The following is a 22,252-nucleotide window of genomic DNA, read 5'->3' as shown; positions in this document are numbered from 1 at the left end:
TTTGTCACAGAAGTGAACCAGCGGTCGCTCCGCTTCATTCACCCGGCTGGGAATCATGGCTAATGCCTATACGATAGCCTATGCTCACAGTTGGGCTCATGTCACTACGTTACGCAATCCAGCATGATTTTCGCCCAGCGCTGTGCTGAATGCTGCCATAAAAAACGTTTTCGCACCTCGTTAAGCCCGGCCTCTCCCATTCGCCGTCGCAATTCAGGCTGCTGAAGCAGTCCGATGACGGCAGCGGCCATTTCCTGCTCCCCCGGAGATGGCGAAACAAGCCAGCCCGTCTCCCCGTGCCTTACAATCTCCGGAATGCCGCCTGTATGGGAAGCAACTACGGGTACACCTGCGGCCATCGCTTCCAGATTAACCAGCCCGAAGGCCTCACTTCCCACAGAAGGAACAACGGTCACATCGGCCAACTGATACAGCGAGGCCAAGGCCGGATGGGGAACATAGTCGAGAAACTTGACGTGCTTTCCCCATCTCAGCTTACGCGCCTGCCGATGCAGCAACGCCGAATAAGGCGTGAGGCGACTCTGACCGTAATAGGCACTGCCTGCAATGAGCAGCAGCACATCCGGGCAGGCACGGACGATGCGCGGCAGGGCCTTGAGCAGCCGATGAACGCCTTTACCCGGCACCAGCCTGCCCGCGTAGAGCACGATCCGGCGGCCTGCCCAGCCGTAATCGTTCAACCGCGCCGCTCTGACCGCTTCTGCCGCAGGTGTCCAGCGCGGCAGAAAATCGCCGGGATGAATGCCCAGCTCATTTACAGCGATGCGTTGCCTGACAGCATCAGAGCTGTCAGCAGCTACGACTGATCGCATGTAGGCGCTGTTCACGATGATCCGCTCCATCGGCAACAGCAGTCGATCCACTTCCTTCCGTTTGTGGTACGGCTCCCGGATGAAAGTGGTCGAATGCAAAGTTAGCACGATCCGGCTATCGGGCAAAGCGTTGTGAATCGCATATGCCGTAGCCGGGCGGTTGTGTACATCCACCACCGCAGGTGACCATCTCTTCAGGTCAGCAATCACCTCGGGAATATAACTTGGCCCCTGCTTATAACGTATACATGGCACCCCGTCCACATCGGCGTGATCCGGTACCTCTTCCCCCCGTATGCCATATATCTGTACCTGAAGCTTATCGCTGGCCAGCGGTGCCGTATGGGCAATAACCCGCTCCACCGAGCTGCTGCGGGGCGAAGGTATAACAAAAGAGCCCGGTGTAATAACTGCTACCTTCGGCCTCTGCATCAGCCCTGCACCTTCTTTCCTCTTTGATTCAAGCTCTCTCCTGCAAATTCTCTTCAACACTCATGGTGTATCATATCGTTCCCCCGCCTGAAAGGTGCCTGGCTCCTCACTTTGGGCAAGCAGCAAGGCTACCGTCCATGCCTGGCCGATCTTGGATACATATGATGGACTAGAACCACTGAATTGTCAGTTGGAGTCACAACAAGGAAGGGCGGACATACCTATGCTGCATGTCGGCGTCATGCTCAACCCGGCAACGTACCGGGGCATCCCCGCCATGAGGACCGGATATGAATCACTCGCCAATTACGTGGACGCCGGGTTGAGCCATGAGCTAATCCCCTGCTTTCTTCGTTTGGAGAAAATTCATATACCGACTGGAACATGCCGGGCTTTTGTTAAATACGGTAACGGCTATCAGCAGATGACTCTCCCGTTGCCACGGGTCATCCACAATCGGACTCTCTATCGGCAAAACGAAAACGCCCGTGAAATCAACAGACTGGTGCAGAACGGAATTTATATCTTTAATGAACAAAACCGTTTCCGTAAGGACCACATACATGCGATATTGCAGGAAGACCCTCTGCTGCACCCCCATCTTCCGCGAACGCTACAAGGTAGTCTGGCTTCGATTCGTACTTTGATGGAGCAGACCGGAGATGTCATCATCAAACCAAGCAGCGGGAGCATCGGCAGAGGAATTATGCGCCTAAGACATTCCCGTGGTAACTGGACTTTACAATGCGCACATCCCGCTGTACCCGATCGCTGGACTACACTGCGCATGCATGCCGGAGAACTGCCTTCATTTCTGCACAAGCGGCTGTTGCATAGTCCTCATATCGTGCAGGAAACTTTACCGCTCGCTTTGTATAACAACCGCCCTTTTGATATTCGCGTGACGGTTCAACGCGGATATGGCAGCATTTGGAGCGTAACGGGCATGTTTGCCAAAATTGCTCCCTCCCACACCTTCGTTTCCAATGTGGCGCAGGGTGGCTCAGCCCGTTTCTTGCCAGAGGTGCTGTCACAGGTACAAACGGCTCAGCCAATGAACGCAGCCCGTCTGATGAATGAATTGGAAAGGCTCGCGTTGCAAATCGTCCATAGGCTGGCACAAAAACTTCCCCGGCTCGCCGATGTCGGTCTGGACCTGGGCATTACGCAAGAAGGCAAGATTGTTTTTATCGAATGCAACGGCCGCGATCAGCGCTACGGATTCAGCCAGGCGGGAATGAACAATGTCTGGAAGGAAACGTACACTCAGCCGATGGCTTACGCACGTTGGCTTCTCGAACGGATGCCCTCGGCGGACACCGCCCGTTCACTCGACCGTCCACTGTATTGATTTACGTCACATTCTGTGTCAATATAGTTCAGAGCGGCCGGACATGTTCCGGCCAAGACGGCTCGGAAATGAACAAGGGGGATTTGAAATGGCAAAACAGTGGCTGCGGCTCATGACTGAGCTATCATCGCGCAAGTGGGTGTGCCGCGTTGTGGGTTCCTTCGCGCAAAGCGGTGCAAGCCGACTTTTTATCCCCACCTTTATACGTACGTACCAGATCCAGACGCATGAGGCCGAACAGGAATGGAAGGAATACCGTTCCCTGAACGCCTATTTTACACGCAAATTAAAAGCGGGCATGCGCCCGATTGATGCGAACGCCGAGGTGATGACCAGTCCAGTGGATGCGCGGATTACGTTCACTGGCCCAATTACGTCCGGCACGATTTTGAATGTCAAAGGTCAGGACTATACGCTAAATGAGCTGCTTAACCGTTCGCCGCGTCTTGAGAAATACACGCACGGCTATGCCTTTGTGCTGTATCTCAGCCCGACCGATTATCATCGTATTCATGCGCCGGTATCCGGTACACTGGTGGAGAAGGAGCATTTGCGCGGCAAGGTATATCCGGTGAATGACTTCGGCTTACAGCACATGAGAGCGGTTCTGAGCCGCAATGAACGACAGATTACGTACATTGCCCATGAATACGGCGAGGTGGCGGTCGTCAAGGTTGGCGCGATGAATGTAAGCAGCATCAGATACACCGATGATGAAGCTGTCTCATGGGAAAAGGGCGAGGATCTCGCCTATTTCGAGTTTGGATCAACCGTCGTTTTGTTGACCGAAAGCGCCACATTTGATCCTGACCCTGCGCTGAAGCTGGGAGATGTAGTTAGAATGGGACAGCGTCTCGGTTGCTTCCGGCACAATCCCAAAGCATAAGCGAGTTTGCTGTCACAGTTCATTCCTTCACCTGATCTCGGATGGACTTTTCCCCGTGTACTGCTTGAATTGGCGGCTGAAGAAAAAAATATCGCGGTATCCCAAAGCCTCTGCCACCTCAGTCACATTCATCCCGGCATGCAGCAACAGATGCTGTGCGCGCTCAATTCGCATGCTGATGATATGAGATTGAGCGGAAACACCCAGCAGCTCCTTGAATTTGATTGAAAAATAGCGCGGTGACAGTCCTGCTCGTGCCGCCAAATCCTCGACGCGATGAGGAAGCCCCGGATGCTGGCGCACATAATTGGCCGTTTCCCGGATAACCTCGGTGAGTTGATGGCTGGCCGGCTGCTCCTGCGGCTCCTTGCGGTCGGCACGCAGCAAATGTATCATGAGCTGCTTCAGGATTAGCCTACCCTCCTCCTCGGCCCCGTAAGCGAGTTCCAGGCGCAGACGGACGTACCTGGCAAGCATATGCTCCACCTCGACCATTTCCTCCAGCATACGATAGCTTGCAGGGATGATCTCCGGCTGCTCGGTAAGATCAAAATGAATATAGGTAAGTACTAGCGGCTTCTGCGGGTTATGTGTGGCACGAGTATCATCCCCCGGCTTGAACAGGAAGCAGCTTCCTTTGCTTACCGGATAGGACTCCCCGTTCAATACAACCGTTCCTTCACCGCTCCATACATAAAATAAATCATAGTTTGGCATCGGCCTTTCGCGTACCTGCCATTTCCAGCCCGGCTCGCACACAATTTTGGCAAAGGCGGACAACAGGATGAACGATGACGCAGACGTATCCAGCAAAATCTGCACCTCCTTATGCTATTCTTCGTTGTCCCTGATCCTGTTAAATTATAATATAAGCGCAGAACAGCCATTACGCAAAAAAATAACGCCTTCTTTTTCATGGACGCTTTTGCGTGACGCTTACCGTGTGTGATGCTATAATATGTAATCAAAATGACTTGGAAGGATGAAACCGGAATGAATCCACTTGCAGCGCAGTTAAACCGCAACATTCAGGCAGGCAACGAGCATGTATATGAAATGCTTTCTCTTTTAGGTAAAGAGATTTATTTCCCAAAAGAAGGAATTTTGAGTCAATCAGCAGAGGCTGGGAAACTTGCCAAGAAATACAACGCTACGATTGGTATTGCTACCGAGGGCAGCGGCCCAATGCATTTGGAGGTCATTCAGGAGAAGCTGTCCGCATACAGCCCCAAGGACCTTTACCCCTATGCCCCCCCTGCGGGCAAGCCTGAACTGCGTAGTGTATGGCGGGAAAAAATGCTGAAGGAAAACCCGTCGCTCGCTGGAAAAAGCTATGGCCTACCTGTGGTTACGAACGCGCTGACTCATGGTTTGAGCATCGTTGCCGACCTGTTTACGGATGAAGGGGATGCTGTCATTTATCCGGACAAAAACTGGGAAAATTATGAGCTGACCTTCGGTATTCGCCGTCATGGACGATTGGTAAATTTCCCGTTGTTCACAGAGGATCAACGTTTTAATAGTGAGGGGTTACGTGAAGCGCTGCTAGCGCAGAAGGAATACGGCAAAGCCATCGTTGTACTGAACTTCCCGAACAACCCGACCGGGTATACACCGGGAATCGAAGAGGGCAAAGCCATTGTTGCTGCCATTCAGGAAGCTGCGGAAGCAGGCATCAATGTCGTAGTTGTAACAGATGACGCTTATTTTGGCCTGTTCTTCGAAGACTCCCTGCATGAATCGCTATTCGGTCCGTTGGCTGGACTTCATCCAAGAATTTTACCAGTCAAAATTGACGGAGCTACCAAAGAAGAATTCGTTTGGGGCTTCCGTGTCGGATTTATTACCTTTGCTTCGGAACATCAGGACGTGCTGAGCGCACTGGAGCAAAAAACACTGGGAATTATACGGGCAACGATTTCCAGCGGCCCTCACCCGTCGCAAACCTTCGTGCTGGATGCTCTCAAATCGCCGGATTTTGAGCAACAGAAGGAAGAAAAGTTCCAAATCATGAAAGGCCGTGCCAACAAGGTCAAGGCATTACTTGATAGCGGAAAATACGGAGATGTATGGAGTTACTATCCTTTCAACTCGGGCTATTTCATGTGTCTCAAGCTGAACGGCTTGTCCGCAGAACAATTGCGCACACATCTGCTGGAGCAATATGGGGTGGGAACGATTGCACTGGGTGAGCATGATCTCCGTATCGCATTCTCCTGTATCGAGGAAGAATATCTGGAAGACTTGTACGACATTGTGTATCGTGGTGTGCAGGACTTATTGAACGCCTAATCTAATCGGTCGGTATGAACTGGTTAGACTTATAGCTGATGGAACGGTGTGCCGGATGTTGCGGCATACCGTTGTTTTATATCCCCCTTGCGAACGATTCATTCACAACTCGAAGCACTTATCCCTCAGCAACCAGCAAAGATTGTTGTGCCAGCGGCAGTAAAATGATAACCTCCGTACCGGCTCCCGGCTCGCTCTCATATCGTATGCTACCGTTCATCGCTTCAATCATGCGAAAGGAGACTGCCGTTCCCAGCCCTGTCCCTACTTCTTTGGTCGAAAAAAACAAAGTGCCCACCCGCTCCAGATGCTCCGGGCTCATGCCTTTTCCAGTATCCTTGATATTCAGATATGCCTTCTCTTCCTGAACTGCCAGCTTTATGTATACCTTGCCTCCATCTTCCGCAGCCTCAATCGCATTTTTCGTGATATGAATTAACGCCTGCAACAATTGATTACGATCCGTATGTAGATATATATCATCCCTCAGCTCCGTCTGCATTCTTACGCCTTGCTTGGCCGCCATCGGTTTCAGGAGCAGAACAATCTGTTGAACCATGCCGGACAGATCCATCAGCTCTGTCTTCCCAATCTGCGGCTTCGATAAATTCAAATAGTCGCTAATGATTCTTTCAGCCCGATCTACCTCCGCCAGCGCCAGCGCCATATATCTGCGGTTTTTTCCTTCCAGCCCTGACTGGGCCATTTGCAGGAATCCTTTAACGACTGTCAACGGATTACGAACTTCGTGAGCCATGGAGGCGGCCAGTTCCCCTAACGTATTGAGACGCTCAGCATACTTGATCTTTTTTCTCATCTCTTCCCGTTCGAGGCTAAATTCCATCCAGCAAGAGGCAGCTCCGATACTTACCAATTGAATTATAGCAAACCAGAGAACTCCCTTGATCAGCTCGACTTCATCCTCATCCAGTCTGCCATTGGCCCAGGAATGCATCATAAGAATAACCAGCATGATCACATTCATCCATACACTCATGAGCAAGTTTATCCACACCCGGGGCAGCATGCCTTTAAGCTGCATAAATCTTTTTCTCACCAGGAGAGGTACAAGATAACATAGCACCATGCTAATCAGCCCCACCCCGATGGAATCAGGTCCAACATAGATGCGTGCCATCACCATGAGTGTTATATTCACCAGTCCTGCTCCGGGTCCAAAATATAAAACGGAGAGGATCAGCGGAACATATCGGAGATCCCAAAAAAAGCCGTACCAGCTATACGAGAAAATAAGACAAAGCACAGAAGAGATACCCAGCACCCCTCCCATGAGCAATGAGGCATGTTTCATATGTCGATGATCCGATAAAGTGCTATACACCAGCAAGGGTACAAAAACCAGAAATATATTCACGAGCAGCTTGTCTACCAGCATCTCGTCGTTCCCACTTTCCAAGTGATAATAATTACGTACTTCTTCTATTCTCGACAAAACGTGGCTTTTCCTCTCTATCCCTCCCTATCCGCTGAAAAAAATAAGGCGATCCGGCAATGTACCTCCACATTGGCCCACGCAATACGAAAATGCGCTTCATAATATACGGTGTATCCTACATCACGATGACCGAGAGGAGAATGAGCATGGGAGCAGAAGAAACAAGAGGCGGTTACGGTGGTTTCGGCGCATTTACGAGCACAGGAACGATTCTGGTGCTGTTCATTTTGTTAGTGATCATCAGCAAAACAATTTTCATTTAAGCAGACGGACATCTGCACCCACGGCTGACAAATGCAGCTTCCCACGAAAAAAGGTTATTCCGCAAGCAGCCCTTGCTGCTTGCGGAATAACCTTTGCTTTATCCACACAGGATTAAACCTCTTCTTCCTCTTGACCGTCCAGGCGCCATTTCTTCGCCTGAGCGCCTCGTACCAGGTATACTACCAACGTTCCACCAGCCAGCGTAAGCAGCGTGGAGATCATCCCTTCAGTTCCTCTTAACAAAAAAGGAAGCCACAGGACGACCGCAACTGGCAACAGCAGCCGGACAACAAAGTCCAGGAAAGACGCACGGCGGGTATGTGCAGGAAGCGGATAGAGCTGGAGCCATAACGAATCCTTGTGGTACTGCCTTAGCGAAGTAATCTGCACGCCGATCAGGAATATAAAAAATATATACACAGCGATACCGATCCAGCTCGTATGCGTGATCCATATAATCAACAAGCCGAGGATACCCAGTCGTATCACCATCCCCACAGGCTCTGTGCGCACAAAGGTTTTGAACAGCAGGTAACGATAAGCTCCCCTTTTGTCCCACGGTATGTTACCACCCAACCAGGACAACCAGCGACGCGGAGTCACTCTCTGCGTAAGGGCCGGCACATCAACAAACCAGCCCAAAGTACGCATCACACGGGCAGCCTGAACTCCTTCTGTACGGATCAGGTTTTCCCATGCCACCAGCAGCTTGACCGGAAAACGCAGGACAAGCACGTACACCACACCCACCAGCACGATAAACGGCAAGCTGCGCAGCGGGGGCTGCCACAGCCATGCGGCTACCAGCAGCACTGCCAGCGCCCAGCGAAGCAGACGATACCCCATACTTGCGCCGCGCGATACCATGCGCAGCTCCTGCCAGCCGCCATAGCTGAACAGCAGCTTCAGCAGCACGAACAGCAGTAGGGTCAGCAGCAGTGGCTTAGGCGCAGTATCGCTGCGGATATACAGCGGCCACGCGATCACTAGCAGCAACAGCAGGCCGAATATTTTATACACCACGCCACGGATACGGCTGGACTTAAAATAGTGGTGCATCGCATGCTCCTGCGGGCGCAGGAAGACGATATCGGCTTCATTCAAATACGTACGGAAGCTCACATGAGCGACCGGAACGGCTACAATGAGCATAATCCAGCGGATGGGCAAATCCGGCGGGATATGCATAATCAGCGACGTGTACCACGCGGCAAAGGCAATCAGCGCAAAGCCGAAGACAACCGCCAGGCCGCTCTGAATGACATAGCCGAGATAAGGCAGCACTTGTCCCCAGAACGCAACACGTCTTTCTTTATGCAAACGTTGCAAATCCATGCTCATTCCCTGCCCTGTACCAGCTCATAAAATGCATCTTCCAGCGGCATGCCCGGCTTACCTGCCTGTGCTGTCACTTCGTCCAGCGTGCCCTGTGCAATGATGGCACCCTGATGAAGCACAATGAAACGATCACAATAATTTTCAATCGTGGACAAAATATGAGAACTTAGTAAAATGGACGAGCCCGAGCGCTTCATTTCCAGCATAAAATCAAGCAGGGAACGAATACCAAGCGGGTCCAAACCCAAAAACGGCTCATCAATCACATACAGCGGCGGTCCCGCCAAAAATGCGCACATAATCATCACTTTCTGACGCATCCCTTTGGAGAGATGCATCGACATGCTTCCGCTCTTATCCCGCATACGGAACAAGTCCAGCATTTGGTCACTGCGGGTGCGGAAATCAGCTTCACTGACTCCATACGCTCTGGCGGTGAATTCCATATGCTCCATCACGGTCATTTCGGGATACAGTTCTGGAGACTCGGGTACAAAAGCAATGGCTCCCTGATACTGCTCGGGATTTTCCGCCTGCTTATGTCCCTGCACGCGGATTTCTCCCGCCTGCGGTGTCATCAGTCCCAAAATATGCTTCATCGTCGTACTTTTCCCGGCTCCATTCAGACCGATCAGCCCCACCATTTCGCCCGGCTTTACATCCAGAGAAATCTGGTGCAGCACCGGGCGCTTGGCGCTGTATCCGCCTGTCAGTCCATTAATTTGCAATACAGGCTGTTGTTCCATGGCTCCCCCTCTTCTCACTTATCCGTTCGGTTTTGACCCTTTTTCCTTCAGCCATCTTGGCGCTCCCTTGTTTTTACGATCACGCTCGCGCTGCGCTTTCCCTGCTTTGGACAAAGCTGCCCCTTTGCTCTTGCCTGGAGCCGAGCCATTTGCCGCAGTTCTGCCAGGACGACCGTTCTCACCGCGGGCAGGTGCCTTGCGGCTTTCCACTGGTGCTCCATCAGAAGTAGGTCTGGCTTCGGATGGCCTTACAGGCGCACGCTTGGCATCCACCGGACGCGGCACGACAACCCGCCCTCCGTGCAACGCACGCTCTGCAATGTCGATGCCCAGTTCACGGGAAAACTTACGCATGATGAATGTTTCACGGTCGGTAACAACCGACGCAACCAATCCTTTGCGCCCCATTCGTCCGGTCCGTCCTGCACGGTGAACATAAGCCTGACTGTCCGTAGCCGGATCAAAATGGATCACCATTTCCAGTCCCTCAATATCCAGACCACGGGCTGCCACATCGGAAGCAATCAGCACCTTGAGCTTGTCCGCACGAAACTGGGCCAGCACGTTGGTACGTGTAACTTTGTCCGCATCACCGTACAGGGATGCTGTAGTCAGTCCCATATGCTTGAGCTTGGCCTCAATCTCCCCGATGGCATTGGTGGTATTGACGAACACCAGTGCTTTTCTCGGATTAAAATGACGCACCAGTCGGCGCAGCATGTCCACCTTATCCCGTTCTTCGGATACAAAGTAATAGTGTTCCAGACCGCTGGCCGTCTTCTGGTCAGGATCAATCCCGATTTCCACGTAATCCTGCATTTCCCGCTTGGCCAGCCCTTGAATTTCGTCGTTCAGCGTCGCGGACAAAAATACGAGCTGACGGTCACGCTGGGCGGTGCCCAAGATGTTCGTGACATCGCCTGCTCCCCCGAGCTGGAACATCTGATCCACCTCGTCAATGACGATGGTTGTAATGTTGTGCATTTTCAGCTTCTTGGAAGCGATGAGCTCCCGTACACGTCCCGGTGTGCCGACCACAAGCTGCGGATGGTCCTTCAGCTTCTCGATCTGCCGTTTGATGGCCGCTCCACCGATCAGGCCGAGCACACGGATGCCGCGATGCTCCCCATAACGCTGGCCTTCGCGTACAATTTGCATTGCCAGCTCCTGACTGGGAGCCAGGATCAGCTTTTGCGTAGCCTTTTTCTGCGGGTCAATGGCTTGCAGCAGCGGCAGCAAATAAGCCAGCGTCTTCCCTGTGCCGGTCTGCGAACGCGCCAATACATGCCTGCCCTTGATCATTTCTGGTATAGCCTGCGCCTGAACTGGCGAAGGCTGCGTAATCTCATGCTCAGCCAGCTTGGTCAACAGGTCTTGTTCAACGCCGAGCGATTCAAAATTCAATGTCATGAAAAGGTCCAACCCCTATACGTAAATTCGTTACTCTCCATTATATGCGAAAACTGCCCTGCAACCAAATGCAGATCTTTAGTCCCACCTCCCTTTAATACAAAATGACAAAAAAGATGTCCCTCCACCATCACATGGTTTGCGGGACATCCTTTATTTTTTGTTCATCACGCCATGGCCCAGCCTGTCGGTCAGTCTGGGAGCAAGCTGGTACAGCTTGAGAAAAGGAGATATCCACCGTGGCAGATTAACCTCCTCCTTGCGAAGCTCCATCGCTCTCACGATGTGCTGCGCGACCTTGTCCGGCTTTAGCATAAACCAGCCTACATTACGGACATATCCGCCCGAAGGATCAGCGAGGTCAAAAAACGGCGTGTCAATCGGTCCGGGGTTAATCGTTGTTACCGTAACTCCGCTCCCGCGCAGCTCCTGCCGAAGCGCATTGCTGAACCCTAGCAGCGCATGCTTCGTTGCTGTGTAGGAGGACGATTTGGCTGTCCCGATTTTGCCTGCCATGGATGCCACATTGACGATCTGCCCCATACCTCTTGCTGTCATTTGCGGCAGAAATGCCTTGATACAGCGGACAGCGCCCATATAGTTTACATCCATCATTTGTTCAAACTCCGACAGGTCTGTCTCATGAAAATAATCAAACTTCCCGTAACCTGCGTTGTTGAGCAAAATATCGACCCGTCCGTATTGCTCCAGCACACGGGCAGCCACGGCCTCTACCTGCTCTTGACGAGTGACGTCCAGAGGGATCAGCTCATGCCTGCCACTCATTCCCGCCGACACTTGCTCCAGCCGTTCCTGCGAACGCGCAGTCAAAATAGGAATCGCGCCCTTTTCGCTCAGCAACCGTGCGCAAAGGGCACCAATTCCACTGGATGCACCTGTAATGACAACCACCTTGTTTTGCAATGTACTCATGGACATCCCTCCATATTAAAGAAACCTGCTTCTTTAATATTAAGAGATCATCACCTGAATATCCAGCTCACCAATACCTTCCATCGTAAGCGGAATATAAAGGGCACGCTGAGGTACGAAGGAGGTTAAGTTTTCCGACTTCATAACCTGCGGAGGCGTAATGTCGACTACAATCCCCTGATTGGATAAAATCGTGCTGGCATTACCGCTGATCATATTTCCCAATTCAGAAATGGCGCTTTTGCCCATCTCATCAATTTCAGTCAAAACGAATCCGCCCATCATCGCCGATACCATGCGCAACGCTACCTGTTCATTCAGGCCGAACACAATATTTCCGCTAAGCTGTCCGGTCATCCCGATCATAATCCAAATATGGTCATCCACCAGCTCGACATTTTTCACACCGAGATCGCCGGGTGAGGGAGAGATTTGGATCAATTGTTCAATGACCCGCTGCGCCGACTCCAAAAAAGGATTTATCACTTCTGCCTTCACGATCATTGCGCCCCTTTACGATGGGCTTTTAGACACACAACAAAAGTCCCATTTTAATTAGAATTTTTTTAAATAAATGATGCATAACGAATCAACCTTCAGTAAAATACTCTCTCTATCACTTATCGACAGCTATTCAGCAATTTTTTATAGCCGAATCACAAAAAATGTGAATAATGTCCTATTCCATCGCTTGCCATCGAGTTCGAATGGGTTACTTTTGATGTATAGCAGGACTTTAGTCTTTATTTTCCAATATACCATACTTTACAGTGTTCTGCTTCGATTCATTGCCCTTCCCGCTCGAATAACCTATAATTTAATGAAATAAGCATAACGATGGTTTTACATATGCGCATGTGGATTTGTGAAAATCCTCAGCCTGTACTGCTGCGACAGAATTAAGAAAAGAGAGGAGGAACTTCATGAACATCAGTCAACTTGAAACACTTATCATGATTTCCAAAACGATGAGCTTCCGCAAAGCCGGAGAACTTCTCAACTTGACGCAGCCGGCGGTATCCGCCCAAATCAAAAGTCTGGAGGACGAGTTCAAGACCATTCTGATCGACCGCAACCAACCCGTCACCCTGACCGACCGAGGGGCTGTTTTTTTGGAACATGCAGAGCGGATCTTGAGTGTTGTCGAAGAACTACGGCAAAAATTGTACGATCTGAACGAAACGCCACAGGGTCATATTGCACTGGGCACTACAACGTCCATCGCCATTCAAATTTTACCGCGTGTACTTTCCTACTTTCAGGATCAATTCCCGCTCATCAAAACCTCCATTCAATCCATGGCTTCCTCCATGATTTATCAGCAGGTGGAAAACGGGCTTATTGATGTTGGCATTGGTTACTTGATCGAACGCAATCCAAATTTGAGCACTTCGATTTTGTATTACGATTCCTTTGAGCTTGTCGTATCGCCCACCCATCCATTGGCCTCCCAACCGCATGCCACCATTGAAGCCCTTCGTGAAATTCCACTTATTTTGCTCTCACCCGATACGGTAGGACGAAAATTCGTGGATGATGTATTTAAAAAACACCAAATTGTGCCTCATGTCGTGATCGAGTTGTCCAGCAGCGAGGAAGTCAAACGGATGGTCGAGATTAATCTTGGTGCTGCCATTATCTCCAGGCTGTCAGTCACTCCTGAGCTACGCGCGGGTACGTTGAAAATGATTCACATTACCGAGTTAGAGGTTAGCCATCCGGTAGGGGTCATTTACAAATCCGGCCGATATCTGAATTCCGCCATGCAGCAGTTTCTAAGCGATTTAAAAGGTATGCCAGAGGCCAATTTTATCAGTTCTGAATAGTGCACTCCGCTAGGAACACCATCCGAAATACAAACGTTAAATACGAGAGGACGAAATCCTATGAAATTTGATCTGCACACCCATCATTTCCGCTGCGGTCATGCAGACGGTAATATTCGAGACTATATCGAAGCCGGCATTCAGTCCGGTTTACAGGCTATTGGTATTTCGGACCATTCCCCCTACTTATGCAGCGAGCAGGATCAGGCTTTTCCAAACATTTATATGGCGAAATCACAGCTTGCCGAGTATGTAGAAGAGGTACAGCAGCTACAGAAGGAATATGAAGGCCGTATTGATGTGCTGCTCGGATTGGAAACGGATTATTTCCCTGCTTTTGCAGAACTATACCGTTCCACCCTGGCCCCTTATCCGTTTGACTACCTTATTGGGTCGATCCACAATGTTGAGGGAGACAGCATTTTTAACCGTAACCGTTGGAACGATGTAAGTGATGCTCGCAAAATTGAAGTCAAGCAAGCCTACTATGCGCTCATTCAAGAATCTGCGCGGAGCGGTATGTTTCAGATCTTGGGTCATATCGACGCCATGAAGGGGAATTTCCCGGCTTTCTCAGATATTCCTGCCGATGAAGCGATTGATGAAACCTTGAGAGTGATTGCAGAGTCTGGTGTGGCGATTGAAATTAACACTTCAGGCAAAACCAAGCTCAGTGGCGGGTGGTATCCGTCAGTCTCCATTTTGGAAAGAGCGCATCATTTTGGCGTAGAGGTCACTTTTGGTTCAGATGCCCATAAACCTGCGCGGGTAGGCGAAGATTGGGACGATGTAAAGGCTATGCTGAAGAATATTGGCTTCCGTGAATGGGTTTATTTTAAACAAAAACGTAAAATTCCGGTGCCGCTTTAAAATTTGTTTAGGGTGGGAATTGCTCTTCGCTGCCAACCACCTTAAACTGTACGGCTCCATTATTTTAAATATGATTTACATTTTACGACATCTATGTGTGAGGAGAATTACATATGTATCTGGAAGACCCGATGGACAAGATCAAAAAGCTAAAACATGATATCACGCGTTTTATGCTGATCTATAAATTTGCGCTCGACGAGATGGAAACCAAGATTGAAATACTAAAGCAGGAATTTCAGGCGTTGCACGATTATAGCCCTATTGAGCATACCAAATCGCGCCTCAAATCCCCTGAGAGCATCATGAACAAAATGCTTCGTAAAAATAGTGAGCTTTCCCTTGCTGCCGCCAAGGCTCACATTAAGGATATCGCGGGACTGCGCATTACCTGCTCTTTTATTTCGGACATTTATGATGTCAGCAACATGCTTCAGAGACAAAGTGATTTGAAGGTGCTGGAGGTCAAGGATTACATCAAAAATCCCAAACCAAACGGTTACCAAAGTCTGCATTTGCTGATCCAGGTTCCTGTATTCATGTCCGACTGTCAGGAGCTGGTCTGCGTGGAGGTACAAATTCGGACGATTGCGATGGATTTCTGGGCCAGTCTGGAGCATAAAATCTTTTATAAATACAACCAGTCCGTTCCCGAAAGCCTGACACGCGAATTAAAAAATGCGGCAGATTCAGCCAATGCGCTTGACCTCCAAATGGAGCGTCTCCACCGTGAAATCAAGGAGATTAAAGACGCCCAAGGTGAAGATGACTCTATTGAAGAGATTCGGAAAATTATCATTAACAATCAGCAATTTTCGGTGCCAGCCAACTTTTTGAAGCTGCTCGGAGAGTAAGATTATGTAGTGATCCACCATTACGCAAATGATTTGATCTTACGTTCGCTGTTGCAACGGGATTCTCAGGATGGTATAAACCCTTTAAAGGGTAGAATCCCAGTGCAAAGGCGAACGCTTACGCATATTCGACACCTCTATAAAATTGATTATCAATAAGCATCTGTAGGCTGATCCAATCGCCTGAAAGTGTCTTTAGAAACAGTTTGCCGTTAATTAATCTTCCCGTTCTGTACATACACACCCCTCCTTAGTAAACAGTTAATAACCGGATACATAGCGGTCGATTTCGTCCTCAGCCTTCTCAATCGCTTGAATCAAGGGCATTTCAGGTTCCTCCTGTTTATATTGAATGGCCTTCTCACACGTACCTCCTGCCCCTGCCCACTCCCAATACAGATGAATGTCTACAGACTCCAGAAAATATACAGATAAGGCTTCAACAGGATTTGCAGCATACAAGTCCATAAATTCCTTGTCTGTAAGCTGATGCTGCCGAAGATATTCACCTTTCATATTGCAGAGTAGATTAAAAGTGTCTTGTTCGTTAATATAAATAGAACGGGCAATGAATTCATTGCGCCTTTCAACCGAGTTCAGTATGATTTGCATAGCGTTACGGATGTGCTCGTCTTCGGGACTGATAAGAAACATTTGAATGAGATTGTTCGTGGTCAATTTGGGGTTAAACGGGGCTAGCTCTATGATTCGTGTCCACACATTAGTGTTTCCTGTCTCAAACACTTCAATAGCGTCCGAGACATTATAGCCAATCGTTTGCCATTTACGGTTCAGAGCATCGGTGATGTGATAATAATGCATCACTTGGTCATCGCTTCCCACTTCTTGCGGCCAAACTGGTTCCATGCGAACAATGTCCAGAATGTATTGTTTGTTGACTTTGTTTCCTAGTGTAGTCATATGTATTTCCCCCGATTCTTTTTGGTAAAATGGCAATAGTAAAGCCAAGGATATGAAGCATATCTCCTTGTTTAGGATGAATTTTATAGTAAATATATACTCTTATAGCTATAAATAAAATATACTCTTGAAGATATAAATTATCAATAAAAAAATCCCGGAGGCATCTATTTAAATGTTGAAAATCAAAATTAAGCTAAAGGAAGTATTAAAAACAAAAGGAATCACTCAAAAAAACTTAGAAGCTATGACAGGAATACCCCAATCCAGAATATCTACTCTTTGTAGCGGTAATCGACAAGAAGTTAACCTGCTCATGCTAGAGAAAATCGCTCACGCTTTGGAGATCACAGACTTATCCGAATTAATTCAGTTAGAAGAAGATAACTAATGACTTCTTAATTCAAGTCAGGAGAAAAATCTAAGATGGAACTGATCATAAAACTTAAAGACGTTATGAAAGAAAGAGGCATCACTCAGTTACAATTAGCAAAAATGGCAAATGTCCGGCAAGCTGCAATATCGGAATTATGCAGAAATGCTCGGGAAGAAGTGAATTTAGCTATGCTAACAAGGATCGCCATCGCTTTAGATATTAAGGACATATCAGAATTAATGCAATTCGATGAGACAGAGTAGAGAAATTCTACAGGGAAACTGGAAGGATTAGATAAAACTCCATGTTTTTTTGGACAGACGACCGAATTTAAATGAATGAGGTTTAAAGAAACATTACATCTATGATAAAAACTCATGATACCTTATATGTATACTTCTGAAAGTTATTAACGTCTTCATGCATGATGATGTATTACAACTTCAATACAAAATAATCAAATTGCAACGAGCAAGCCTAATAATGCTCAAACGTCCAGAGTCCACCTCTCTATTCTTATGTGAAAATAGCCTGTTACATACATTTGGCGCATACCTTGATGGAAGTAAAAACGCTCCACGATTTCACTTCAGTAAAGAACAATAGGAATTCCCGTCCCTTTAGTACCTTATAGCTTTAAATAAATGAGGTCGCTTATATTTACATATAAAGGCTCGGATTAGGCGCATGGCCAATCACTCCATCTCAACACTTTGAGCTTAACATCCCAAATATAAAAGAACCATCGATGTCAGGAGGACTTCCCCAACACTGATGGTTCTCATTACAGATAATCACATTTAGTTCCAGCCGTGATTAGAAGGTGAAAAAGTTGTGATTGATCCGCTGGTAAAACTACTTAGGGGTACAATACTAACAAGAGCGAATATCACCATCACAGATACTAATGCCTTCTTCATGCTTCAACAGCTCCTTACAAAGATTTTGATACTGCTCTGTCTGCTCGTTTGAAGCATACTGCCGATAAACTTCAAATAGTACAACAAACTTTCTGAAGTCCGCATCATTAATCATATTATATGATGTTAAAAACAGTAAAATAAGCTGTACAGAATCTTGATACCTTTGATGTTTAGCATAGTAAGTAGCCCGATGATACAAGAATCTGAAATAGTGAGTTCTATTTGTAGCATCTTCGAGATTTCCAAAATCCTCAATTTTTTCTGAGAATCTTTCAAGTAGCTCATCTACATTAACCGAATGAAGCGAAGCAGTCTCCATGATCGTGACGAGTCCGGGTAATAACTCTTCCGGATTATCTTCTAAAAATTGAACATACTCAGGCAGCACGCTCAATTCTCCGGACAGCAAATCATTGGTATACAGATTTGCTTTAGCAAAAAATTTGAATCGCTCTACTTCTTCAAGTCCATTTTTATCTAGTCCCGCAAACCAGCCCAATTCCGAATACTTCAAAATGTATTCTCTGGCCTGATCGTATAGACCGAGTTTTTGAAGAGCCGTTCCCTTGGCCAGGTAACCGAACCCGTAATAGAATACCAATGGCCGTGCTGCCTTAAAGAGATAAGGAAAATTTTGAAAGCTTGCTTCTTGCGCTTCGTTATACATTTTTTCAACCGAGTTGTGTAGATAGTCAGATATGGTTGATATTTCTTCCCAGGCATGTTGCGAGAATCTCAAATGCAGTAATTCCACGCATTTATCTAACCTGTGGTGATCCGTCAATAAATAAGTAGCATCTTTCCCTTCCAAAACTTCTTCCATCCTACTTCCTCCCATTGTTTTATTCGGGCTATGGAGTATGTACGCTAAGATGCAAGTTCCAGAAATTAGAGTCATCTATTACAAATATAGACATTCATTTACCTGTGGTCAATTAATTTTTACATAAATACTATTTTTTTAATTATTTGATATGATTTAGGTTTGTTCAAACTACAAAATGAACCCTAAGCAACAACACAAAGGAAGCTCCAGACCGCCGATGAAGGTCTGGAACTCTCTTTGTGTTGTTCAGCTATTAGAGGTCGCCAGGATCTGAACCGGCAATTCCATCGAATTCCGCATTAACGTCATTATTGGCACCACGCCATTGAAGGGTGTAGCTTCCCGAACGCAAACCATCTGAGAAACCTTTAGAAGTACTTTTCCAAACAAGTGGTTGGCCACGGTAAATTGTTGTAGATCCGTCGATATATACTTTACCTGACTCATTGTGCGTTAAACTTACCTTGACTGGAGTGCTGGCATTATTTTTCAGAGTAATTTTAACATGCCCATAGCCTTTAGGAATCTCAAAGGCGCTTTGGACAGTTGCTCCTCCTTGAACTCTACTGCCGAAAGAATTTCCGATTTTTTGTGGAGTTACTACATGATCACCAGTAGTTGTTGTACCAGCATCTTGGGTCGCCGTAGTGGATGTATTCGCAGAATCAGTTACATCTGAATCCGCATAAATCGCACTTGGTAAAGCAACAGCCCCCAGCAAACTAACAGATAAGGCTGATGCAATCAATAAATTTTTCTTTTTCACAGATTATTCCTCCTTATATTTGTATAAAACTACCACCTCATCATACCAAAAGATTCCACGTATTGTAATGTTTCGACAAAAAAATAGTAATATAGTATTAAATATATTATTTAATTCCATATTAATCCTGAATTTAATTGTTCGTATTTACCTATGTCCACACGTAAGACTTATTAAAAAATCGCTTCAAATACAGACGGTCCGAGCCAGTCTGCAAGGCTGAAGCAGCTCTGATGCAAAATAGAAAAAAGGGACGACCAAGGCCGCCCTTTTTTTCATGGAATTGCGTGTTTTATATAATTACAATATCTATCCATATTGAGATCAAAGGACAAACAAATAGCAATAATTGCTCTCAGAGTCATATGCGATCCATTACAGCTGAAATGACAAAACGCAGATTACCTAAGTTTTCATATTGCAGCGTATTTCGCAGTTCTTTCGCTCTATTCCAGATCAACGTTTTCAAACATGTTATGGGGATTAAACTTCATAAACTGTACAATTTCATCAGCCGTAAAATGTCCCGCTGAATACCTTCTTGTCCATCTGCAGGTACCTTACCCATTATGAAGCCCTCCCTCTCTAAGAAGTTCACCTTCCAAAAATATTCATTCCCATATGCGAAGTCGCTTAAAAGCAAACATTAACCAGATTAGAAAAGCTTCCACAGCAAGACATCGCCAGAACAATATACTAAACCCTTCAGCAAAATGAATTGTGGCCAAAACAACAAGACCGACTAAGCAAGCACCTATATTGAAGGTACCTACTATCATAAGGGTAAAACTGAACAACTTTTCCACTAAATTATTTAGATTCATTTTCTTCAATATGACAAGCACCACAATACACAATACTGCCACGATTCCTATCTTATATCCAATAATAAACGATTTACTTAGCAGAATTCTATTTACTTCATCCTGATCATTGAATATGTATCTGATTCTTTCGACAGTAGATTCCGGAATGGATTCATACTTCTTAAAAATATAAAACGCAATTAAAGCAGAAACGGTCCAAGTCCCCAAAAATGCGGAAAGGATGATTAAAAAATACTTAATCCCTTTCTTTATGTTTTCCAATGTCATAATAATACTCCCTTGATCATTTTGTTCTCAAGTAGATACCTGGATGGCGGCGAACCATATTCGCATCGGTAGGTGAACGTCCGGATGAGTTACAGATGCAGATCAAACGGACCGGCTACATTCTGCTCCCACAGACCAGCGTCCAACCCGCTTCGCCACATCCAGGCTGCTGGGCGGCTTGCACCAGGTAGCAGCTCCGTACCAGCAGCCGTAATCAATGTCCCGACGCGGTACGTATTATTGGATCATAAACTCCACGCGGGTTCCATCCGGATAGTCATCCAGATGCGGTGCGGTTTCCCTAACGGCCGGACGAATGCATTCCGCATAGTCTGGCCGATAACGTACAGATTATCGACGACAGCGAACGTCTTATAGTCCTTTCCGAGTTCAATCCCCCGGTAGTCGATGGCTCGGGCACACGGTTCTTGGCGATGTCTGCGCCTACGACGCGGCGAGGATCTCTCGACCAGAAACTCTACATGACTAAACTTGCATAGGTGGTCTTCAGCCGGGGGGATCGACCACCGCACTGTGGAACAGCCCGGGAGGGTTGCACACCCAAGCTAGCATAGGACAAAATTAGTATTTCAGAAGTGTTCATAAATGAACTGGAATATCAGAAGAACTAGGTAGAAAGTGAAGAACGGCCCAAAATGAATAAGTAACTGTGTAAAAAAATAATACATGAGAACATTAGTGTATTTTTAATGGATAGTTAAAAACGATGATTTCAATATGATTTTTTTCTTCATCATGGGGCTCAATCACAATGACATTATGCTAGCCATCGTTCCGTATCCTTTGAGATCGTTATTCCGTTTACCTTAATAAAACCAATCCCTTAAGGAGCCATTCCTGTAATGAATTAATTTGAGGTTTGAACAAAAAAAGCGCCTCCTGTATGCTGGGTCATGGAATGTGGACCATTCACTGCCCGAATTAAAAGGAGGACGCTCACTATGAAGTATAAACAATCGAAGAAACAGAATCAACGAATTACACGAATTTCCGAAAAAACGTTGGTGGTTGGCGCAGATATCGCCAAAGAAACCCACGTGGCCCGTGCCATCGACTTTCGGGGGATTGAACTTGGAAAGGATTGCGTGTTTTCCAATACCCGCACCGGACTGGAGCAACTGGTGGAGTGGATGAAGGAGCTTCAGCAGAAGCATGCCAAGAGTGACGTCCTCTTCGGCATTGAGCCCACCGGACACTACTGGTTCACCTTGGCCGAGTATTTGGGACAGCAAGGCATTCCATTGGTCATTGTCAATCCACATCATGTACACAAAACCAAAGAACTAGAAGATAACTCGCCCACGAAAAATGACTATAAAGATGCAAAGGTCATTGCCGATCTGGTGCGAAACGGGAAGTACAGCGAACCGAAATTGCCGACGAATATCTACGCCGATCTGCGGATTCTCATGAACCTTCGAGAGAAGATCATGGTGAACCTCGGACAGGTACAACGGCGGGTACAGAACTGGCAGGACCGCTTTTTCCCGGAATATACACAGGTATTTAAAGACTGGGAAGGGAAAGCCTCACTCATTACGCTAGGTGAATTTCCGACCCCAAGTGAGATTGTAACCCTTGGCGCAGAAGCCATCGCTCAGCGATGGAAGAAAGACGTGAAACGAGCGATCGGAACGAAGCGAGCCGAGCTGCTGGTTGAAACGGCGAGAAGTTCGATTGGTCTGACCGAAGGGCTTCCCGCAGCCCAAATCGAAATTAAAACGCTTCTGGAGCAGTACGACATGTTCGCCAGACAACTGGAAGAGATTCTGGCCGAGGTGGAACGTCTCCTCTCGCAAATCCCAGGCACCAAAGAGATGCTCACCGTGCCGGG

The 22,252-nt window shown here is 47.4% G+C and carries 23 protein-coding genes; 10 read left to right on the top strand and 13 right to left on the bottom strand.

Translation table 11 applies throughout. The features are described from left to right. Positions 1 to 104: 104 nt before the first annotated feature. Positions 105 to 1,265 carry a glycosyltransferase family 4 protein gene (locus ACIFQM_RS16655; protein WP_430040657.1) on the bottom strand — a complete coding sequence of 387 codons (1,161 nt, stop codon included), beginning with the start codon at positions 1,263 to 1,265 and terminating at the stop codon, positions 105 to 107. Between the two features lie 223 nt (positions 1,266 to 1,488). Here ACIFQM_RS16655 and ACIFQM_RS16650 point away from each other — a divergent pair, with 223 nt between their 5' ends. Next, the gene (locus tag ACIFQM_RS16650) at positions 1,489 to 2,616 is read left to right on the top strand and encodes a YheC/YheD family protein (RefSeq protein WP_430065791.1); all 1,128 of its coding nucleotides are present in this window, start codon (positions 1,489 to 1,491) and stop codon (positions 2,614 to 2,616) included. A gap of 88 nt (positions 2,617 to 2,704) precedes the next feature. Next, positions 2,705 to 3,502 carry an archaetidylserine decarboxylase gene (asd, locus tag ACIFQM_RS16645; protein WP_430040655.1) on the top strand — a complete coding sequence of 266 codons (798 nt, stop codon included), beginning with the start codon at positions 2,705 to 2,707 and terminating at the stop codon, positions 3,500 to 3,502. A gap of 27 nt (positions 3,503 to 3,529) precedes the next feature. Here the strand turns inward: asd and ACIFQM_RS16640 are convergent, their stop codons facing one another. After that, the gene (locus ACIFQM_RS16640) at positions 3,530 to 4,315 is read right to left on the bottom strand and encodes a helix-turn-helix domain-containing protein (protein ID WP_430040654.1); all 786 of its coding nucleotides are present in this window, start codon (positions 4,313 to 4,315) and stop codon (positions 3,530 to 3,532) included. Between the two features lie 180 nt (positions 4,316 to 4,495). Between ACIFQM_RS16640 and ACIFQM_RS16635 the strand changes: the two genes are divergently transcribed. Continuing rightward, positions 4,496 to 5,794 carry an aminotransferase class I/II-fold pyridoxal phosphate-dependent enzyme gene (locus ACIFQM_RS16635; RefSeq protein WP_430040653.1) on the top strand — a complete coding sequence of 433 codons (1,299 nt, stop codon included), beginning with the start codon at positions 4,496 to 4,498 and terminating at the stop codon, positions 5,792 to 5,794. A 118-nt stretch (positions 5,795 to 5,912) separates the two neighbouring features. Here ACIFQM_RS16635 and ACIFQM_RS16630 read toward each other — a convergent pair whose 3' ends face one another. Then, positions 5,913 to 7,247, bottom strand: a complete 1,335-nt coding sequence (locus tag ACIFQM_RS16630; RefSeq protein WP_430065789.1) for an ATP-binding protein — start codon at positions 7,245 to 7,247, stop codon at positions 5,913 to 5,915. A gap of 149 nt (positions 7,248 to 7,396) precedes the next feature. Between ACIFQM_RS16630 and ACIFQM_RS16625 the strand changes: the two genes are divergently transcribed. Beyond that, positions 7,397 to 7,513, top strand: a complete 117-nt coding sequence (locus ACIFQM_RS16625) for a YjcZ family sporulation protein (RefSeq protein WP_209440990.1) — start codon at positions 7,397 to 7,399, stop codon at positions 7,511 to 7,513. A 112-nt stretch (positions 7,514 to 7,625) separates the two neighbouring features. On the opposite strand, the gene ACIFQM_RS16620 is transcribed toward ACIFQM_RS16625, so the two are convergent. The 5 genes from ACIFQM_RS16620 to ACIFQM_RS16600 form a co-directional block, all read right to left on the bottom strand. Beyond that, positions 7,626 to 8,849, bottom strand: coding sequence for an ABC transporter permease (locus tag ACIFQM_RS16620; RefSeq protein WP_430040651.1), 1,224 nt, complete (start codon positions 8,847 to 8,849; stop codon positions 7,626 to 7,628). A 2-nt stretch (positions 8,850 to 8,851) separates the two neighbouring features. Continuing rightward, a complete protein-coding gene (locus ACIFQM_RS16615; protein WP_025685414.1) occupies positions 8,852 to 9,598 on the bottom strand; it encodes an ABC transporter ATP-binding protein in 747 nt (248 codons plus the stop codon). Between the two features lie 18 nt (positions 9,599 to 9,616). Further along, positions 9,617 to 11,008, bottom strand: coding sequence for a DEAD/DEAH box helicase (locus tag ACIFQM_RS16610; protein WP_430040649.1), 1,392 nt, complete (start codon positions 11,006 to 11,008; stop codon positions 9,617 to 9,619). Positions 11,009 to 11,161: 153 nt separating this feature from the next. Further along, complete coding sequence (locus ACIFQM_RS16605; RefSeq protein WP_430065786.1) at positions 11,162 to 11,941, bottom strand: SDR family NAD(P)-dependent oxidoreductase; 780 nt, start codon at positions 11,939 to 11,941, stop codon at positions 11,162 to 11,164. A gap of 39 nt (positions 11,942 to 11,980) precedes the next feature. Beyond that, positions 11,981 to 12,439, bottom strand: coding sequence for a chemotaxis protein CheX (locus tag ACIFQM_RS16600; protein ID WP_430048986.1), 459 nt, complete (start codon positions 12,437 to 12,439; stop codon positions 11,981 to 11,983). A 425-nt stretch (positions 12,440 to 12,864) separates the two neighbouring features. Between ACIFQM_RS16600 and ACIFQM_RS16595 the strand changes: the two genes are divergently transcribed. The 3 genes from ACIFQM_RS16595 to ACIFQM_RS16585 all read left to right on the top strand — a co-directional run bounded on the left by ACIFQM_RS16595 (position 12,865) and on the right by ACIFQM_RS16585 (position 15,491). Further along, a complete protein-coding gene (locus tag ACIFQM_RS16595) occupies positions 12,865 to 13,767 on the top strand; it encodes a LysR family transcriptional regulator (RefSeq protein WP_430065784.1) in 903 nt (300 codons plus the stop codon). 60 nt (positions 13,768 to 13,827) lie between these two features. Next, a complete protein-coding gene (locus tag ACIFQM_RS16590) occupies positions 13,828 to 14,637 on the top strand; it encodes a histidinol-phosphatase (RefSeq protein WP_430040645.1) in 810 nt (269 codons plus the stop codon). Between the two features lie 113 nt (positions 14,638 to 14,750). Further along, complete coding sequence (locus tag ACIFQM_RS16585) at positions 14,751 to 15,491, top strand: GTP pyrophosphokinase (protein WP_430048988.1); 741 nt, start codon at positions 14,751 to 14,753, stop codon at positions 15,489 to 15,491. 261 nt (positions 15,492 to 15,752) lie between these two features. Here the strand turns inward: ACIFQM_RS16585 and ACIFQM_RS16580 are convergent, their stop codons facing one another. Beyond that, a complete protein-coding gene (locus ACIFQM_RS16580; RefSeq protein WP_430040643.1) occupies positions 15,753 to 16,412 on the bottom strand; it encodes a hypothetical protein in 660 nt (219 codons plus the stop codon). A 175-nt stretch (positions 16,413 to 16,587) separates the two neighbouring features. On the opposite strand from ACIFQM_RS16580, the gene ACIFQM_RS16575 reads away from it, so the two are divergent. Continuing rightward, the gene (locus tag ACIFQM_RS16575) at positions 16,588 to 16,803 is read left to right on the top strand and encodes a helix-turn-helix domain-containing protein (protein WP_430040642.1); all 216 of its coding nucleotides are present in this window, start codon (positions 16,588 to 16,590) and stop codon (positions 16,801 to 16,803) included. Positions 16,804 to 16,838: 35 nt separating this feature from the next. Further along, positions 16,839 to 17,051: a helix-turn-helix domain-containing protein gene (locus tag ACIFQM_RS16570; RefSeq protein WP_430040641.1), complete on the top strand. Its 213-nt coding sequence runs from the start codon at positions 16,839 to 16,841 to the stop codon at positions 17,049 to 17,051. 610 nt (positions 17,052 to 17,661) lie between these two features. On the opposite strand, the gene ACIFQM_RS16565 is transcribed toward ACIFQM_RS16570, so the two are convergent. From ACIFQM_RS16565 to ACIFQM_RS16550, 4 genes are all read right to left on the bottom strand, one after another. Then, a complete protein-coding gene (locus tag ACIFQM_RS16565) occupies positions 17,662 to 18,534 on the bottom strand; it encodes a DNA-binding protein (protein ID WP_430040640.1) in 873 nt (290 codons plus the stop codon). 256 nt (positions 18,535 to 18,790) lie between these two features. Continuing rightward, positions 18,791 to 19,303 carry a hypothetical protein gene (locus tag ACIFQM_RS16560; protein WP_430040639.1) on the bottom strand — a complete coding sequence of 171 codons (513 nt, stop codon included), beginning with the start codon at positions 19,301 to 19,303 and terminating at the stop codon, positions 18,791 to 18,793. A gap of 611 nt (positions 19,304 to 19,914) precedes the next feature. Continuing rightward, on the bottom strand, positions 19,915 to 20,397 hold the full coding sequence (locus tag ACIFQM_RS16555; RefSeq protein WP_430040638.1) for a hypothetical protein: 483 nt from the start codon (positions 20,395 to 20,397) through the stop codon (positions 19,915 to 19,917). 89 nt (positions 20,398 to 20,486) lie between these two features. Next, entirely contained in the window at positions 20,487 to 20,615 is a 129-nt protein-coding gene (locus ACIFQM_RS16550; RefSeq protein WP_430040637.1) for a hypothetical protein, read from the bottom strand. 744 nt (positions 20,616 to 21,359) lie between these two features. Here ACIFQM_RS16550 and ACIFQM_RS16545 point away from each other — a divergent pair. Beyond that, the coding region (locus ACIFQM_RS16545) for an IS110 family transposase (protein ID WP_430044608.1) at positions 21,360 to 22,252 on the top strand (893 nt) is incomplete at its 3' end.

The sequence above is a fragment of the Paenibacillus sp. NRS-1782 genome, from assembly GCF_050467685.1.
GTDB lineage: Bacteria > Bacillota > Bacilli > Paenibacillales > Paenibacillaceae > Paenibacillus > Paenibacillus terrae_A.
This window is presented reverse-complemented; position numbering and strand designations above follow the sequence as displayed.

Excerpts from the sequence above, each read along its gene's own strand:
- ACIFQM_RS16655 (WP_430040657.1), bottom strand. The coding sequence starts at position 1,265 with ATGCAGAGGCCGAAGGTAGCAGTTATTACACCGGGCTCTTTTGTTATA.
- ACIFQM_RS16650 (WP_430065791.1), top strand. The coding sequence starts at position 1,489 with ATGCTGCATGTCGGCGTCATGCTCAACCCGGCAACGTACCGGGGCATC.
- asd (WP_430040655.1), top strand. The coding sequence starts at position 2,705 with ATGGCAAAACAGTGGCTGCGGCTCATGACTGAGCTATCATCGCGCAAG.
- ACIFQM_RS16635 (WP_430040653.1), top strand. The coding sequence starts at position 4,496 with ATGAATCCACTTGCAGCGCAGTTAAACCGCAACATTCAGGCAGGCAAC.
- ACIFQM_RS16625 (WP_209440990.1), top strand. The coding sequence starts at position 7,397 with ATGGGAGCAGAAGAAACAAGAGGCGGTTACGGTGGTTTCGGCGCATTT.
- ACIFQM_RS16620 (WP_430040651.1), bottom strand. The coding sequence starts at position 8,849 with ATGGATTTGCAACGTTTGCATAAAGAAAGACGTGTTGCGTTCTGGGGA.
- ACIFQM_RS16615 (WP_025685414.1), bottom strand. The coding sequence starts at position 9,598 with ATGGAACAACAGCCTGTATTGCAAATTAATGGACTGACAGGCGGATAC.
- ACIFQM_RS16610 (WP_430040649.1), bottom strand. The coding sequence starts at position 11,008 with ATGACATTGAATTTTGAATCGCTCGGCGTTGAACAAGACCTGTTGACC.
- ACIFQM_RS16605 (WP_430065786.1), bottom strand. The coding sequence starts at position 11,941 with ATGAGTACATTGCAAAACAAGGTGGTTGTCATTACAGGTGCATCCAGT.
- ACIFQM_RS16595 (WP_430065784.1), top strand. The coding sequence starts at position 12,865 with ATGAACATCAGTCAACTTGAAACACTTATCATGATTTCCAAAACGATG.
- ACIFQM_RS16590 (WP_430040645.1), top strand. The coding sequence starts at position 13,828 with ATGAAATTTGATCTGCACACCCATCATTTCCGCTGCGGTCATGCAGAC.
- ACIFQM_RS16585 (WP_430048988.1), top strand. The coding sequence starts at position 14,751 with ATGTATCTGGAAGACCCGATGGACAAGATCAAAAAGCTAAAACATGAT.
- ACIFQM_RS16580 (WP_430040643.1), bottom strand. The coding sequence starts at position 16,412 with ATGACTACACTAGGAAACAAAGTCAACAAACAATACATTCTGGACATT.
- ACIFQM_RS16575 (WP_430040642.1), top strand. The coding sequence starts at position 16,588 with ATGTTGAAAATCAAAATTAAGCTAAAGGAAGTATTAAAAACAAAAGGA.
- ACIFQM_RS16570 (WP_430040641.1), top strand. The coding sequence starts at position 16,839 with ATGGAACTGATCATAAAACTTAAAGACGTTATGAAAGAAAGAGGCATC.
- ACIFQM_RS16565 (WP_430040640.1), bottom strand. The coding sequence starts at position 18,534 with ATGGAAGAAGTTTTGGAAGGGAAAGATGCTACTTATTTATTGACGGAT.
- ACIFQM_RS16555 (WP_430040638.1), bottom strand. The coding sequence starts at position 20,397 with ATGACATTGGAAAACATAAAGAAAGGGATTAAGTATTTTTTAATCATC.